Here is a 14,201-nt window from a genome sequence, read left to right on the forward strand (position 1 = left end):
ATTACGGTAAATAAACGTAATATAACAGGAGGGAAACAACATGACAGTTGGAATGAGTTTTAATCAGCTTAGTGAAGACGAGAAGATGACTCATTTTCTTGATCGGATCAATGCCGGTGAGAAGATCGAACCGGACGATTGGATGCCGGAAGATTACCGGCTGCAGCTGATTCGTTTGATTTCAATGCATGGCATTTCGGAAATTATGGGAGCGCTTCCAGAGAAAGAGTGGGTACCTAAAGCACCTTCTCTACACCGCAAACTCGCGATTATGGCTAAAGTTCAGGATGAGATGGGGCATGGACAGCTTTTGCTTCGTGTGGCAGAAGATTTGATGGCTCCTCTAGGTAAGAATCGCCACGACATCATGGAAGATCTTTTTTCAGGTAAATTAAAGTTTCATAATGTGTTTCATATGGATGCTCCTACTTGGGGAGATGCGGGAATCATCGCTTGGCTTGTAGACGGAGCGGCAATCATCTCTCAAAGTATGATGCTTGATTCTTCTTACGGTCCATACGCTAGGGCGTTAAAGCGTATTTGTGCAGAAGAAGTTTTCCACGCGCAACACGGTGAGAGCATCATTTTAGCGATGGCAGAAGGAACACCTGAACAGCGTGAAATGCTGCAGGATTCGTTAAACCGCTGGTGGGAATCACTCATCATGTTCTTTGGACCAAAGTCAGCAAAAGAAACCGGAAATTCAAACGCTGATAAGAACATCATGTACAAAATCCGTACAAAAACAAACGAGGATCTCCGCCAAGAGTTCTTCACGAAATACATTCCGCGTATTTGGTCGCTTGGGCTTACGATTCCAGATGATACGATCCGATTTGATGAAGACAGCCAGATGTGGATCTATAAGGATGCTGACTGGAGCAAGTTCAAACAGATTGTTTCTGGTAACGGGCCACAATCACAGAACCGTTTAGATCTACGACGTCGTTCCTATAAAAATAATGAGTGGGTGCGCGCGGCGCTCGCTGCTAAAAAGGCGATCTAACAGCGGAAGGGAGAGAAACAAAGGTGAACGAATCAACAAATGAGTTCTACAACGTGTATGAAGTTTTTAGCAAAAAAACAGATAAATCTCCGTTTCAGCATAGCTTTAGCCTTTTAGCACCAAACGCAGATATGGCGCTCATCATGGCAAAAGAGAATTTCTTCAGAAGAGAAACGGTTGCTGACATCTGGGTTGTAAAAAGAGAGAACATCAGGGGTCTTAACCAGGACGAAAGAGAGATGCTAAAACGCCTCGATAAACAATATAGAGAAACAAAAGGATACGGCTACCTAAAGAAGAAGTGGCGTGACTACAATCAAGAGCAATTTACTGAACAGCACATCCTTGGCGGAAGGGGAGACAACTCATGACACAAGAAACGTTAAAACCACAAGAAAAGAAAGCGTTGATCGAGCTTCTCTATCAGCTTGCAGACGATGATTTTCTTCTTGCGTTTCGCGGTTCGGAATGGCTTGGTCTGGCACCGCATATTGAAGAGGATGTAGCGTTCTCATCGATCTCACAAGACATGATGGGGCACGCGAATTTGTACTATAACTTGCTTGAGATCCTTGGAGAAGGAGAAGCTGACAGAATTGCTCACCTTCGTTCGCCTAATCAGTTTCGAAATGCCATCATTCTAGAAGAAGTGAACGGACCTGGAACGTATTTAAAAGAACCAGATTATGACTGGGCATTCACTGTCGTACGCAACTACTTTTACGCTGTACACAAACATATACGTCTAGATTCACTACGACATTCTTCTTATGAACCATTGGCAGAAGCGGCCCGTAAAATCATGACAGAGCAGTATTACCATCTGATGCATTGGGAGATCTGGTTCAAGCAGCTTATGACGAGTACAGATGAAGCAACCCTGCGAATGACAGCAGCCATCCAAAAGGTTTGGAAAGACTTTGGCGGCGTTCTTACGCTCGGACCGTATTATGAAGACATCGTAAAAGCGAACTTTATTGATGACGAAAATGTTATGAAAAAGAGATGGAACAACAAGATTGAGGCTGTCTTAAAAGAAGTAGGTGCATCTTATCCGGGTGAACCTCGCATGGAAAGAGGCAACGGTCGAAACGGTGTCCACACCGAAGACTTGAAACAAGCCACTTCAACACTGTCTGAAGTTTATGCAACAAATCCTGCAACTGGCTGGTAAGACGATTTAGAAAGGAGATGAACCACGTGTCCGAATTGAAAAGCAGCATGACTGAAAGTGTGATGGACGCGCTTGGGGATGTAAAAGATCCTGAAATCGCCTCTGTCAGTATATTGGATCTCGGGATGGTGCACGAAGTTGACGTGACAGATGATAAGGTAAGGATTTCTGTTCTACCTACGTTCTCTGGCTGCCCAGCGCTGCACATCATCGAACGAGATATTAAAAAAGCGGTTGAAAATGTAGAAGGAATTACTTCAGCAGAAGTGAAATTTGTATTTACACCATCGTGGACAACAGACCGCATTACACCCGAGGGACGAGAGAGATTAAAAGAGTTCGGTATCTCACCTCCACCAGCGAACCATGTGATGGGTGAGCCATGGGAGATCGATTGTCCGTATTGTGGATCAACATATGTAACGATGGAAAACATCTTTGGACCAACAGCCTGCAGAAGTATCCTATATTGCAAGTCGTGCAAGAACCCGTTTGAAGCGATGAAACCTGTTGCTGATATGGGATAAGACAAATGATGAGTTTAAAAATAGGGAGGAAACACACATGGTAAAACTAATCGCACTTTACAAAACACCTGAAAACTTGGAGCAGTTCGACGATCACTATTTTGGACATCATACGGAGATCACGAAGAAGATTCCTGGACTTCGCAAAATGGAAGTAACGAAGATCGTAGGTTCTCCGATGGGGAAAAGCGACTACCACATTCTTTGTGAAATGTACTATGACGATCATGATGCGTTGAAAGCGGCGATGAAGTCTGATGAAGGTAAAGCTTCTGGAAAAGACTTGATGAGCTTTGCGGCTGAACTCGTAACGCTTATGATCGGTGAGGAAATCAATGAGTAATTACGAAACAATTCTAACCTCTATTGAAGAAGGGATCGCCTCCATTCAATTAAACAGGCCGCGCGTGTTAAACGCGATCAATCGGCCGATGGTTACGGAACTATTAGATGCTTTTGAAAGCTTCGACCGTAATGACGAGGTAAAAGCAATTGTTTTAACAGGCAGTGAGCGTGCTTTTGCAGCCGGTGCCGACATTGATGAGATGAAAGAAGATACAGCGGTCTCTCTTGAACTATTAAACCAGTTTAAAGAGTGGGACCGCCTCGCAACGATTAAAAAGCCAATCATCGGTGCCGTCAACGGCTATTGCTTTGGGGGAGGCTTTGAACTGGCGTTATGCGCAGATATTCTTTTTGCTGCAGAAAACGCACAGTTTGGATTTCCTGAAATCAAGCTTGGCGTGATGCCAGGTGCTGGTGGCACGGTGAAACTTACAAAGCTGATGGGTCAAAAAAAAGCGCTTGAGTGGCTATGGCTCGGTGACCCGATGACAGCGGATGAAGCACTTCAATACGGAGTGATCAACCGTGTCATCGCACCAGAACTTGTAGTAGACGAGGCAAAGAAATATGCCAAAATCGTAGCTTCTAGAGCACCTTTATCGACCCGATTAATAAAAGAGACCGTCTACAAATCAATCGACTATTCAACATACGAAGGCATGCAGTTTGAACGTAAAAACTTTTATCTATTATTCTCGTCTCAAGATCAAAAAGAAGGCATGAAAGCTTTCGTTGAAAAGCGTCCAGCCGAATTTAAAGGGAAGTAGAGGGATATGAACATGTTTGAAACGATCAGCTACGAAACAAGAGGAAAAACAGCTTGGATTACATTAAATCGTCCGGATAAACTGAATGCTTTTACTTCACTCATGCATAAAGAAATGGTTTCAGCGATAAAAGAAGCCAACAAAGACAGCAATGTGAGAGCGGTTGTTATTACAGGTGCTGGACGTGCGTTCTGTTCCGGTCAAGATCTAACAGGTTCTCCAGAGGGCGCTGATTATGGCGATGTTCTGCGAAAAGGATACAATCCGATGGTGCAAGCATTAGTTGCCATGGAGAAGCCAGTAATCGCAGCCGTGAACGGTGTTGCAGCTGGTGCAGGAATGAGTCTTGCTCTAGCATGTGACTTCCGTATCGCAAGTGAGAAAGCGAGTTTTATAGAAGCGTTCATTCATGTTGGACTCGTACCGGACTCTGGAAATCTGTACTTCTTGCCGCGTCTAGTGGGCCACGCAAAAGCGATGGAGCTTGCGGTACTAGGTGAGAAAATCACAGCTCAACAAGCGAAAGAGTTTGGTCTTGTAACGAAAACGGTAAGTGAAGAAGCGTTCATGCTTGAAGTGGAAACGTTCGCTGAGAAACTAGCAAACATGCCAACAAAAGCAATCGGACTCATCAAACGCTATATGAATAAAAGCTGGGAAAGCGATCTGAACGAAGTGCTGGAATATGAAGCACAAGCGCAAAAAATTGCTGGAGAGTCAGCGGATCATCAAGAAGGCCTGCATGCATTTATAGAAAAGAGAAAACCAGCTTTCACAGGAAAATAGGCATCTAGATCAAAAGGAGTGGAGAACATGAGTACAAAGACAGAAGTTAAAGCGGTAAAACGTGACGTATATGAAATGGTGATTGGCGGACAAAGTGTTGGTGGATCTGAGGGAGAATACTTTGTTACATATAACCCAGCAACAGGCGAACCGTTAGCGAAAGTTGCAAAAGCAACAAAAGCTGATGTGGATTCTGCAGTAAAGGCTGCAAGAACAGCTTTTGAAACGGGAAAATGGAAGCGCTCTCCTGTAAATAAGCGTTCTCGCACGATGAACAAGATTGCTAGCATCATGCGTTCTCGCTTCAACGAACTTGTTGAGCTAGAAATTTTGAACAGCGGAAAATCATTAAGCGCTGCACAAGGGCAAGTCATGCAAGCGATTGAAGACTTTGAGTTCTACGCAGGTGCGATTGTTAGCCACCGCGGTGCTGTGAACCCTATGCCAGGACCATTCATGAACTACACGCTAAAAGAGCCTCTAGGCGTGTGCGCACAGATCATTCCTTGGAATTACCCGATGATGATGGCGGCGTGGAAGATCGCACCAGCTATCGCAACAGGTTGTTCTGTAATCTTAAAGCCTGCTAGTTTAACGCCTTTAACCGCAATCGTAATGACGGAGATCTGCCACGAAGCGGGTGTTCCTGAAGGTGTTGTAAACATCATTACAGGTGACGGAGCTACAGTAGGCTCTTACCTCGCTGAACATGAAGGTGTAGATAAAGTCGCGTTTACGGGTGAAACAGGAACAGGAAAAGACATCATGGCAAAAGCCTCTCAAACGTTAAAACGTGTAACACTTGAACTTGGTGGGAAATCTCCTAACTTAGTTTTTGCCGATACAGATCTTGATGCAGCAGTCGACGGTTCACTATTCGGTATTTTCTATAACACGGGGCAATCTTGTGAAGCGCGTTCTCGTCTTTACATCGAGGAAAGTATATATGACGCGTTCATGGAAAAGTTCGTTGAAAAAGCGAAGAAGCTTGTACTAGGTAATCCGCTTGATCAAGGTACACATGTTGGTGCGATCATTTCAGAGCGCCAGCTTGAAGTAATCGACGGCTACGTGAAATCTGCTGAAGAAGAAGGAGCAACAATCCTTCTAGGCGGAGGACGTGCAAAAGTGGACGGTTATGAAAGCGGTCATTGGTATCTTCCGACGATCATTACGGATGTAAACGAAGACATGAAAGTGGTTAAAGAAGAAATCTTCGGACCGGTTGTCGTTGTATCGACGTTTAAGGACGAAAAAGAAGCTGTGAAACTAGCAAACAACACAGACTTTGGTTTAGCAGCAGCGATCTGGACGAAAGACCATGCAAAAGCAACACGCGTTGCGGGCATGATTCAAGCGGGAACAATCATGATTAACTCACCGTTCTCAGCATTCCCAGGAACACCGTTCGGTGGCTACAAGCAATCAGGTTTTGGCCGCGAGCTATGCATCGAGACACTTGATCTTTATTCAGAAACAAAGAGCGTCGTGTCCTACACAGGATCACGTCCGTTGAATCCTTTTAATCTGTAATTTAGTTTGTGTCTAGCTCTGTTAACTTGCGTTGAGAGATCTAGTAACAAACTTGAAAAAGCGGGCCATCGTGCTCGCTTTTTATACAATGTTTTATTTGAAAAGGTTTTATCTTTAGCTTCAATGTTGGTTGGAGTGCAAGGTGCGAGACTCCTGCGGGACTGGCGGTCAGGTGAGACCCTTAAGGGCGCGAAGTGGCAAGGGGCTCACCGCCTGCCCCGCGGAAAGCGAGCATCCTGGAACGGAAACCAACTACTTACAAAAGCATCTACGCATACAAAACGTTAAACACTTGTTTAAAAGAAAGGCAGGAGAGACTATTGTTACAAAATGCTGTAGTCATCGGATCTGGTGTTATGGGAAGAGGAATCGCCTATGTGAGCGCAGTCGGCGGTTTTGATGTTCAGCTCGTTGATGTAAAAGAAGAACAACTCGAAAATGCAAAAAAAGAGATCGATTCTATTTTTTCAAAAGCAGTATCTCGCGGAAAGTTATCACAAAGTGTGGCTGAAGAAGCGCAAGCGAGGCTTTCGTATGCTACGAATCTCTCAGCAGCCGTTAGCGGTGCAGACCTAGTGATTGAAGCTGTTCCAGAAAACATAGAGATCAAGCGTGCTGTTTTTGAAGAACTAGACCGTTCTGCACCTGAACATTGTGTGCTTGCGACAAACACTTCTACGATGAGTCCAACTGAGATAGGATCTTTTACGAAACGTCCGGAAAAAGTAATCGCGATGCATTTCTTTAACCCGGTCCATAGGATGCCGCTTGTTGAGATCGTTCGCGGTCATGAGACAAATGATGAAACGGTTGAACTCGCCAAGGAAGCAGCTGTGAAGATGGGGAAAGAAACCGTAACCGTTAACGAGTTCCCAGGATTCGTTACAAGCCGGATTTCAGCCATGATTGGAAATGAAGCATTCTATATGCTGCAAGAAGGCGTAGGAACGCCAGAAGACATCGACAAAGCGATTAAACTTGGTTTGAACTTTCCGATGGGACCTTTTGAACTTGGCGATTTAGTAGGTCTTGATACAAGATTGAACAATTTGAACTACCTTCATAAAACGTTAGGTGAAAAGTATCGTCCGGCACCACTTTTGGTGAAGTATGTAAAAGCGGGAAGACTTGGCCGAAAGTCAGGTAAAGGGGTATACGACTATACCACGGAAGATAACGGGGTGAAAAAGTGATGAGAGAGGTCGTCATCGTTGATGCTGTTCGTACGCCTATAGGACGATATAAAGGTGGACTAAAAACGGTTCGTCCGGATGATCTTGGTGCAGTGGTGATCAAAGCGCTTGTTGAAAGAAACCCTAAACTTCCCGTTCACGAGATCGAAGAAGTGATATTCGGAAACGCAAACGGAGCAGGAGAAGATAATCGTAACGTGGCAAGAATGTCTGCTTTACTCGCTGGACTTCCTGTTGAAGTAGGTGGAACGACGATCAACCGTTTATGCGGATCTGGTATGGATGCGGTCATCTACGGCGCAAGAGCAATCTTGGCAGGTGAAGGAGATATCTTCATCGCGGGTGGAACGGAGAGCATGACACGCGCACCGCTCGTGATGGGGAAGCCTGAAGTCGACTACCCTCGTGGGGATATGAAAATGTTTGATACGACGATCGGATGGCGCTTTATTAATCCGCTTCTGCATGAAAAATTCGGTACAGATTCTATGCCGGAAACCGCAGAGAACGTAGCAAAAAAATATGGAATTACAAGAGAAGAACAAGATCAGTTCGCTTTTGATTCTCAGCAGAAAGCAAAAGAAGCTATCCTCAAGAACCGATTTAAAGAGGAGATTGTTCCTGTAAGAATAGTAGACCGAAAAGGAAACGAAACGTGGGTTACAGAAGATGAACACCCTCGTCCTGAAACGTCTCTTGAAAAGCTTGGTACACTTAAACCGCTGTTTAAAAACGGAAGCGTCACAGCGGGAAATGCGTCAGGGGTCAACGATGGCGCTTCTGCTTTACTTTTGATGAGCCGTGAAAAAGCGGATCAGTTAGGATTAAAACCTTTGGCTCGATATGTATCATCCGGTGTGGCAGGTCTTGAACCCGCTATAATGGGTGTAGGCCCGATCGAAGCTTCCAAAAAAGCACTGAAGCGGGCAGGTCTCTCTATAGCAGATCTAGATTTGGTGGAGTTGAATGAAGCTTTTGCCTCACAATCAATTGCCTGTATGAGAGAGCTGGGACTAGATTCTGGCAAAGTCAACGTAAACGGCGGTGCGATAGCGTTCGGCCATCCGCTCGGAGCAAGTGGCGCGCGTATTTTAACAACGCTTATTCATGAAATGAAAAAGCAAGGATCGCGCTACGGTCTAGCAACAATGTGTATCGGTGTTGGTCAAGGTATTGCTTCCATCGTTGAAGCGATCAATGAATAGGAGGGTCATCTAAAGTGAGTGCTATTTTATACGAAGTAAAAGATTATGTTGCTTATGTAACCTTAAACCGTCCCGAAGTTTTGAACTGTTTTAATTTTTCAACGTTAAAAGAGCTTGAAGAAGTAGTAGAAGACATTCATCACAACAATGACGTTCGTGTTGTGATCTTTACAGGAGCAGGGGAAAAAGCGTTCAGTGCTGGAGCTGATCTAAAAGAGCGTCGTACGCTTAGTGAACCAGAAGTAAGAAGAAATGTGCGCAAGATCCGCGATGTGTTCTCTGCTGTTGAAGCGTTGCCGCAGCCTACGATCTGTGCGATCAATGGTCATGCTTTCGGAGGAGGCTTCGAGTTGGCTCTAGCTTGTGATCTTCGGGTTTCTGTAAGAGAAGCGTCGATGGGTCTGACAGAACTTAGTTGGGCGATCATCCCAGGTGCAGGAGGAACTCAGCGTCTTCCTAGACTGATCGGTCAAGCGAAAGCGATGGAACTTATTTTAACAGCAAAAAAGATGATGGCTGAAGAAGCTTTTTCGTATGGCATCTTAAACCAAGTGACATCGAGAGAAGAATTGATGGCTGTTTGTGAAAACTATGCTGGACTTATCATGAAGAACGGACCAGTAGCTGTTCAGCAAGCCAAGTATGCGATTAAGCATGGAACGGAAGTGGATCTTCAAACAGGACTTGCGATTGAAGCGAAAGCGTATGAAGTGACGATTCCTACAAAAGATCGAATGGAAGCACTTGTTGCATTCGGAGAAAAAAGACCCCCTGTATTTAAGGGAGAGTAACTTGTTTCTGTCTCTATCATAAAGAAAACTTGACGCCAGCGAATTTTTCTTTATGATACGATTGTACAGACAATAACAGGTACAAATGAGGGTATGAACATGCAGAATAGTTTAAACACACGCTCGATGATATTTACTTTATACGGAGACTATATCCGGCATTATGGCAGTGAAATATGGATCGGCAGCTTGATTCGATTGTTAGAAGAGTTTGGTCACAACGAACAGGCCGTAAGAGCAGCGATTTCCAGAATGAATAAGCAAGGCTGGATCGCAGCAAGAAAACAAGGGAATAAAAGTTATTATTTCTTGACCGAACGCGGAAAGAAGCGTATGGATGAAGCCGCAAAGAGAATATTTAATGCACAACAAGAACCGTGGAACGGCGAATGGATGATGTTCACTTATACGATTCCTGAAGACAAAAGAAGCATTCGAGATGAGCTTCGAAAAGAACTGGTATGGAGTGGGTTCGGTCTGCTGGCAAACAGCTTTTGGATCTCCCCGCACGCATACTCTGATCAGATTCAATCGATGATCGATAAATACGAGATCAAAGACTATGTTCATTCTTTTACAGCCGTATACAATGGGCCAAATGAGAATGAAAAGCTCGTTTCTGAGTGTTGGGATCTGAATGATATCAACGAAAAATACAATCAGTTTATCGTAACGTATTCTCAAAAGTATGTGATCGATAAGAATAAGATTGAAAAAGGCGAGATGACTGACGGAGAGTGCTTTGTAGAGCGTACAAAGCTTGTTCATGAATACCGTAAGTTTCTGTTCATCGATCCAGGTCTTCCGAAGGAGCTTCTTCATGCAGAATGGCTAGGTGATCATGCAGCTTCGCTCTTTAGTGATTATTATCGTGCACTAGCAGGACCTGCAAGTCGTTTCTTTGAAAGCATCTATTCTTATGGAAACGATCTAAAGAAAGATTCAGAGTTTGATGCTCTTGATCATCCTCTTATTCAAGAGAACCGGTGATAAAACAAATCTGAAAATCTAAAAATTAAAAAGCACTTTCGCAAGCTATTGTACGAAAGTGCTTTTCTACTATTCTTTTAATTCATCACGGAACTGTTTCCCTTTTTCATAATATGTGTCAATCGTAAGCTGAATCAGCTTTAGATCATCGTCGTTCAGTTCGCGTATGATCTTACCGGGTGAACCCATGACCATAACACGCGGCGGTATTTTTTTGCCGGGAGGAATTAGTGTATTTGCGCCGATGAAGGCTTGTTCACCAATTTCTACACCATCTAATATGGTAGAACCCATGCCAACGAGTGCACCTTTTTTTACCGTACATCCGTGCAGGATGACGTTGTGCCCGATTGATACCTCATCTTCTAAGATCAGCGGGTATCCTTCATACAAATGAAGGGTGCAGTTGTCTTGAACGTTTGTCTTTTTACCGATAGAGATTGGCCCTTCATCACCCCGAAGAACGGAGTTAAACCAGACACTTGCTCCTTCATCTATTGTTACATCACCAATTAAGTGAACCCCAGGTGCTATAAAAGCGCTTTCATGAACATCTGGTGTTTTGCCATTGAACGTGTATTTCATAATGAGCCTCCCTTGAAACAGGTTATAGGTTCAGTATAACAAAGGTTAGAATAGGAAGTGGAGAAATTGAATCTCATCTGTGAAATGTTAAACATTCAGTATCCGATCCTTCAAGGCGGGATGGGAAATGTTAGTAATGCAGAATTAGCTTCGGCGATATCGAATGCAGGTGGATTAGGTACGATCGGTGTTGGTACGATGTCACCTGAAGAGGTAGAAAATTTAATAATTGCAACAAAGGGGATGACAGACAAGCCATTTGCTGTTAATGTACCTTTAACCGTTGCATCAAATGTAAAAGAGATTCTTCGACTTCTGATCAAGTATAAAGTGGAAGTTGTTTCCTTATCTGCAGGCAATCCAGCTCCATACATACCAAAACTAAAGGAACACGGCTTAAAGGTTATTTGTGTAGTGGCTTCTGTCTATCATGCAAAAAAGGCAGAAGCAGCAGGTGCAGATCTGTTAGTAGCTGAGGGCTATGAAGCTGCGGGACTTAACTCACCCTACGAAACAACGACCATGGTTCTGTTGCCCCAGGTATCCAAAAGCGTACAGATCCCGGTCATTGCCGCTGGAGGTATTGCTGATGGTAGCGGTATGGCAGCAGCCTTTGCACTAGGTGCACAAGGGGTTCAAATGGGAACTCGATTCATCGCAACAAAGGAAGCCCCTTTTCATGAGAGATACAAAACTTCCTTAGTAGAGGCAGATGATACAAAAACGTTAATCGTTGGCCGCTCATCAGGAAAGATCAGAAGAATTTACGATACACCTTATGCTCAAAAGTTGATTCAACTTGAAAAAAATGGCGTCTCATCTGAAGCGTTTTTAAGACACACCTCAGAAGATCATCATATTTTAGGAGCTGTAAAAGGGGACTTGGAAAACGGTTTTATCAATAGCGGACAGATCGCTGGTTTGATTTCAGATGTACCGAGCGTAAAAAATCTGCTAGAGACCATGATGAAAGAAGCAAGAGAAGCAGTAAGTATGTTAAACAACCGTTTAATATAATTTAGTTGTAACAGTAACAGGAGGTCGTATGTAATTATGAATCAGCAAGACCAGTGGACGTCAAAGTTAGCCTTTATTCTAGCTGCAGCAGGATCAGCAATCGGACTCGGTGCCATTTGGAAATTCCCTTATGTCGCTGGTACTAGTGGCGGAGGAGCCTTTTTTATCCTCTTTTTATTGTTTACGTTTCTAATCGGTTTTCCACTATTGATGGCTGAGTTTGTTATCGGTCGAGGTGCACAAAAAGAGGCGGTTTCCGCTTATCGAAAGATAGCGCCAGGTTCTGCGTGGCCATGGCTAGGTAGAATGGGTGTAGCGACAGCATTTATCTTATTATCATTTTACAGTGTAATCGGAGGATGGATTGTTCTCTACCTAGGAAAAAGTTTTTCCGGGGATTTCTTTAACCATGACTTCAGTCAGATGTTTGGCCAGTCGATCTCTAGTACATGGCCGGTTTTGATCTCTCAGTTCATCTTTATGATGATCACGATTTTTGTTGTAAGTCGCGGTATTAAGAATGGAATTGAAAAAGCAAACCAAATTATGATGCCAGCTCTTTTTGTTTTGTTTGCTGTATTGATCATTCGTTCACTTACACTTGATAACGCGATGGAAGGCGTAAAGTTCTTCTTGTTTCCTGACTTTTCTAAGATCGGTGGAGACGATATCCTATTTGCATTAGGTCAGTCTTTCTTCTCGTTGAGTGTTGGTATCTCTGTAATGGTAACGTACAGCTCTTATTTGAGTAAAAAAGAAAGTCTTACAAAATCAGCAACTACGATCGTATTACTGAACGTACTGATTTCCTTATTAGCAGGATTAGCCATCTTCCCAGGTGTATTTTCTTTAGGTCTAGAACCAACAGAAGGACCTGGATTGTTGTTCGTTGTACTTCCTGCTGTGTTTGATCAAATCGTTTTTGGACAGTTATTCTTTATCGTGTTTTTAGCGCTGTTCTTGTTTGCGACCCTTACATCAGCTTTCTCGATGTTAGAGATCATCGTCGCTTCCATCACGAAGGGTGAACTAGAGAACCGTGCTAAATGGTCATGGATCATCGGTATTCTTATCTTTGCATTCGGAGTACCTTCTACTTTGTCTTATGGCGTATGGTCAGATTTCACGTTGTTTGACAAGATTATCTTTGATCAGCTCGACTACTTAGTAAGTAACATCCTGCTTCCTTTGGGTGCGTTATTCATCGCGTTGTTTGTAGGCTATCGTTATCCTAGAGAGATGCTTCTTCAAGAGTTTAGAGCAGGTTCTTCTGTTTCGGTAAAAGGCTTTGCGCTATGGCTTATGCTGATCCGTTACGTCGTTCCTGTCGTAATCATTATCGTATTTATTAACATGCTTGGACTTTTTTAGAAAGAAAGGCGCTTACCAGAATTGGTTTAGCGCCTTTTTTGTGTTAATAATAGAATTTGTGAAATACAGAAGTGAAGGGAAGTTTTATAAATGCTAAAAGATAAAACAGCAGTAGTGACAGGAGCAACTCGCGGGTGCGGTAAAGCTATAGCAGAAAAGCTAGGAACATTAGGAGCAAAATTAGCGATCGTTGGCTCGTCTGATGGTATCTTCAAAACGGGAGAAGAGTTAAAAGCTAAAGGATTCGCTGTTCTTGCCATAAAAGCAGATGTGACGAATGAAGCGGACGTAGCAGATCTGTTTAAACAAACGTTTGAAGCGTTTGGAAACATTGATATTCTAGTAAACAATGCGGGTATCGGTCAGTTTAAATTGGCTGAAGAGCATTCATTAGTAGACTTTCAAAAAATGTTTGAAGTCAACGTACAAGGTGTATTCTTATGTAGTACAGCGGTTGTTCCACATATGAAAGAGCGAAAAGAGGGAACGATTATCACGATCTCATCAGATGTAGGGCGCAGAACGATTGCTAACGGCTCTGTTTATACAGCTTCAAAGTATGCGGTTCAAGGATTTTCTGGTTCTCTTGCACAAGAACTTAGAGAATTTGGCGTTCGTGTAGGTACAGTTAATCCTGGAGCGATCGATACGTACTTTGCTGATTCTGAACAAGGTCTTGATTTTAAAGAAGACTGGCTAAAAGTAGAAGATATCGCAGAAGCTGTAGCATATATGGCAAGCGCACCAAAACACATGGTGGTTGATGAAATCATGCTTCACCCTCTTTCTCAGGAATATCCGAACGTATAATACGAGGAGGCGATCACGATGAAGCTAGATCAGGAAGTGCTATCCATTGAAAGTTCAAAATCTATAAAGTTAGATGAGTTGTTCGGTGAAGACAAAACATT

The 14,201-nt window shown here is 43.5% G+C and carries 16 protein-coding genes; 15 read left to right on the plus strand and 1 reads right to left on the minus strand.

Annotated elements, in window-relative coordinates; translation table 11 throughout:
• Nucleotides 1-40: 40 nt before the first annotated feature.
• The 12 genes from paaA to paaX all read left to right on the plus strand — a co-directional run bounded on the left by paaA (nt 41) and on the right by paaX (nt 10,317).
• Nucleotides 41-1,006 carry a 1,2-phenylacetyl-CoA epoxidase subunit PaaA gene (gene paaA / locus ACFS5O_RS01355; protein ID WP_205724646.1) on the plus strand — a complete coding sequence of 322 codons (966 nt, stop codon included), beginning with the start codon at nt 41-43 and terminating at the stop codon, nt 1,004-1,006.
• Between the two features lie 23 nt (nt 1,007-1,029).
• Nucleotides 1,030-1,377, plus strand: a complete 348-nt coding sequence (gene paaB / locus ACFS5O_RS01360) for a 1,2-phenylacetyl-CoA epoxidase subunit PaaB (protein ID WP_066391438.1) — start codon at nt 1,030-1,032, stop codon at nt 1,375-1,377.
• Entirely contained in the window at nt 1,374-2,180 is an 807-nt protein-coding gene (gene paaC, locus ACFS5O_RS01365; RefSeq protein ID WP_205724647.1) for a 1,2-phenylacetyl-CoA epoxidase subunit PaaC, read from the plus strand. Before paaB ends, paaC begins: the two co-directional genes overlap by 4 nt.
• Nucleotides 2,181-2,206: 26 nt before the next feature.
• Entirely contained in the window at nt 2,207-2,707 is a 501-nt protein-coding gene (gene paaD / locus ACFS5O_RS01370) for a 1,2-phenylacetyl-CoA epoxidase subunit PaaD (protein ID WP_379838525.1), read from the plus strand.
• Nucleotides 2,708-2,744: 37 nt separating this feature from the next.
• Nucleotides 2,745-3,050: an EthD family reductase gene (locus ACFS5O_RS01375; RefSeq protein WP_137790505.1), complete on the plus strand. Its 306-nt coding sequence runs from the start codon at nt 2,745-2,747 to the stop codon at nt 3,048-3,050.
• Nucleotides 3,043-3,819 carry an enoyl-CoA hydratase/isomerase family protein gene (locus ACFS5O_RS01380; protein WP_205724648.1) on the plus strand — a complete coding sequence of 259 codons (777 nt, stop codon included), beginning with the start codon at nt 3,043-3,045 and terminating at the stop codon, nt 3,817-3,819. Before ACFS5O_RS01375 ends, ACFS5O_RS01380 begins: the two co-directional genes overlap by 8 nt.
• Before the next feature lie 12 nt (nt 3,820-3,831).
• Complete coding sequence (locus ACFS5O_RS01385) at nt 3,832-4,605, plus strand: enoyl-CoA hydratase-related protein (RefSeq protein WP_205724764.1); 774 nt, start codon at nt 3,832-3,834, stop codon at nt 4,603-4,605.
• 27 nt (nt 4,606-4,632) lie between these two features.
• A complete protein-coding gene (locus tag ACFS5O_RS01390) occupies nt 4,633-6,138 on the plus strand; it encodes an aldehyde dehydrogenase family protein (RefSeq protein WP_066391450.1) in 1,506 nt (501 codons plus the stop codon).
• 320 nt (nt 6,139-6,458) lie between these two features.
• Nucleotides 6,459-7,331: a 3-hydroxyacyl-CoA dehydrogenase gene (locus tag ACFS5O_RS01395; RefSeq protein WP_066391452.1), complete on the plus strand. Its 873-nt coding sequence runs from the start codon at nt 6,459-6,461 to the stop codon at nt 7,329-7,331.
• Nucleotides 7,331-8,536: an acetyl-CoA C-acyltransferase gene (locus tag ACFS5O_RS01400; protein ID WP_205724649.1), complete on the plus strand. Its 1,206-nt coding sequence runs from the start codon at nt 7,331-7,333 to the stop codon at nt 8,534-8,536. The genes ACFS5O_RS01395 and ACFS5O_RS01400 overlap by 1 nt, the downstream gene beginning before the upstream one ends.
• Nucleotides 8,537-8,550: 14 nt before the next feature.
• Nucleotides 8,551-9,327 carry an enoyl-CoA hydratase-related protein gene (locus ACFS5O_RS01405; protein WP_205724650.1) on the plus strand — a complete coding sequence of 259 codons (777 nt, stop codon included), beginning with the start codon at nt 8,551-8,553 and terminating at the stop codon, nt 9,325-9,327.
• A 99-nt stretch (nt 9,328-9,426) separates the two neighbouring features.
• A complete protein-coding gene (paaX, locus tag ACFS5O_RS01410; RefSeq protein ID WP_205724651.1) occupies nt 9,427-10,317 on the plus strand; it encodes a phenylacetic acid degradation operon negative regulatory protein PaaX in 891 nt (296 codons plus the stop codon).
• Between the two features lie 69 nt (nt 10,318-10,386).
• Here paaX and ACFS5O_RS01415 read toward each other — a convergent pair whose 3' ends face one another.
• Nucleotides 10,387-10,902, minus strand: coding sequence for a gamma carbonic anhydrase family protein (locus ACFS5O_RS01415; protein ID WP_205724652.1), 516 nt, complete (start codon nt 10,900-10,902; stop codon nt 10,387-10,389).
• A 66-nt stretch (nt 10,903-10,968) separates the two neighbouring features.
• Here ACFS5O_RS01415 and ACFS5O_RS01420 point away from each other — a divergent pair, with 66 nt between their 5' ends.
• The 3 genes from ACFS5O_RS01420 (at nt 10,969) to ACFS5O_RS01430 (ending at nt 14,100) form a co-directional block, all read left to right on the plus strand.
• Entirely contained in the window at nt 10,969-11,919 is a 951-nt protein-coding gene (locus ACFS5O_RS01420) for an NAD(P)H-dependent flavin oxidoreductase (RefSeq protein WP_205724653.1), read from the plus strand.
• A gap of 36 nt (nt 11,920-11,955) precedes the next feature.
• A complete protein-coding gene (locus ACFS5O_RS01425) occupies nt 11,956-13,290 on the plus strand; it encodes a sodium-dependent transporter (protein ID WP_205724654.1) in 1,335 nt (444 codons plus the stop codon).
• Between the two features lie 90 nt (nt 13,291-13,380).
• On the plus strand, nt 13,381-14,100 hold the full coding sequence (locus ACFS5O_RS01430) for an SDR family oxidoreductase (protein ID WP_205724655.1): 720 nt from the start codon (nt 13,381-13,383) through the stop codon (nt 14,098-14,100).
• The last annotated feature ends 101 nt before the right edge of the window (nt 14,101-14,201 follow it).

Source organism: Fictibacillus nanhaiensis, from assembly GCF_042686385.1.
In the GTDB taxonomy this organism is placed as follows: domain Bacteria; phylum Bacillota; class Bacilli; order Bacillales; family Fictibacillaceae; genus Fictibacillus; species Fictibacillus nanhaiensis.

Bases quoted from the DNA above. Each gene is read 5' to 3' on its own strand.
- ACFS5O_RS01430 (WP_205724655.1), top strand. From the start codon at position 13,381: ATGCTAAAAGATAAAACAGCAGTAGTGACAGGAGCAACTCGCGGGTGC.
- paaC (WP_205724647.1), top strand. From the start codon at position 1,374: ATGACACAAGAAACGTTAAAACCACAAGAAAAGAAAGCGTTGATCGAG.
- ACFS5O_RS01415 (WP_205724652.1), bottom strand. From the start codon at position 10,902: ATGAAATACACGTTCAATGGCAAAACACCAGATGTTCATGAAAGCGCT.
- ACFS5O_RS01425 (WP_205724654.1), top strand. From the start codon at position 11,956: ATGAATCAGCAAGACCAGTGGACGTCAAAGTTAGCCTTTATTCTAGCT.
- paaA (WP_205724646.1), top strand. From the start codon at position 41: ATGACAGTTGGAATGAGTTTTAATCAGCTTAGTGAAGACGAGAAGATG.
- ACFS5O_RS01380 (WP_205724648.1), top strand. From the start codon at position 3,043: ATGAGTAATTACGAAACAATTCTAACCTCTATTGAAGAAGGGATCGCC.
- ACFS5O_RS01385 (WP_205724764.1), top strand. From the start codon at position 3,832: ATGTTTGAAACGATCAGCTACGAAACAAGAGGAAAAACAGCTTGGATT.
- ACFS5O_RS01375 (WP_137790505.1), top strand. From the start codon at position 2,745: ATGGTAAAACTAATCGCACTTTACAAAACACCTGAAAACTTGGAGCAG.
- ACFS5O_RS01390 (WP_066391450.1), top strand. From the start codon at position 4,633: ATGAGTACAAAGACAGAAGTTAAAGCGGTAAAACGTGACGTATATGAA.
- paaX (WP_205724651.1), top strand. From the start codon at position 9,427: ATGCAGAATAGTTTAAACACACGCTCGATGATATTTACTTTATACGGA.
- ACFS5O_RS01400 (WP_205724649.1), top strand. From the start codon at position 7,331: ATGAGAGAGGTCGTCATCGTTGATGCTGTTCGTACGCCTATAGGACGA.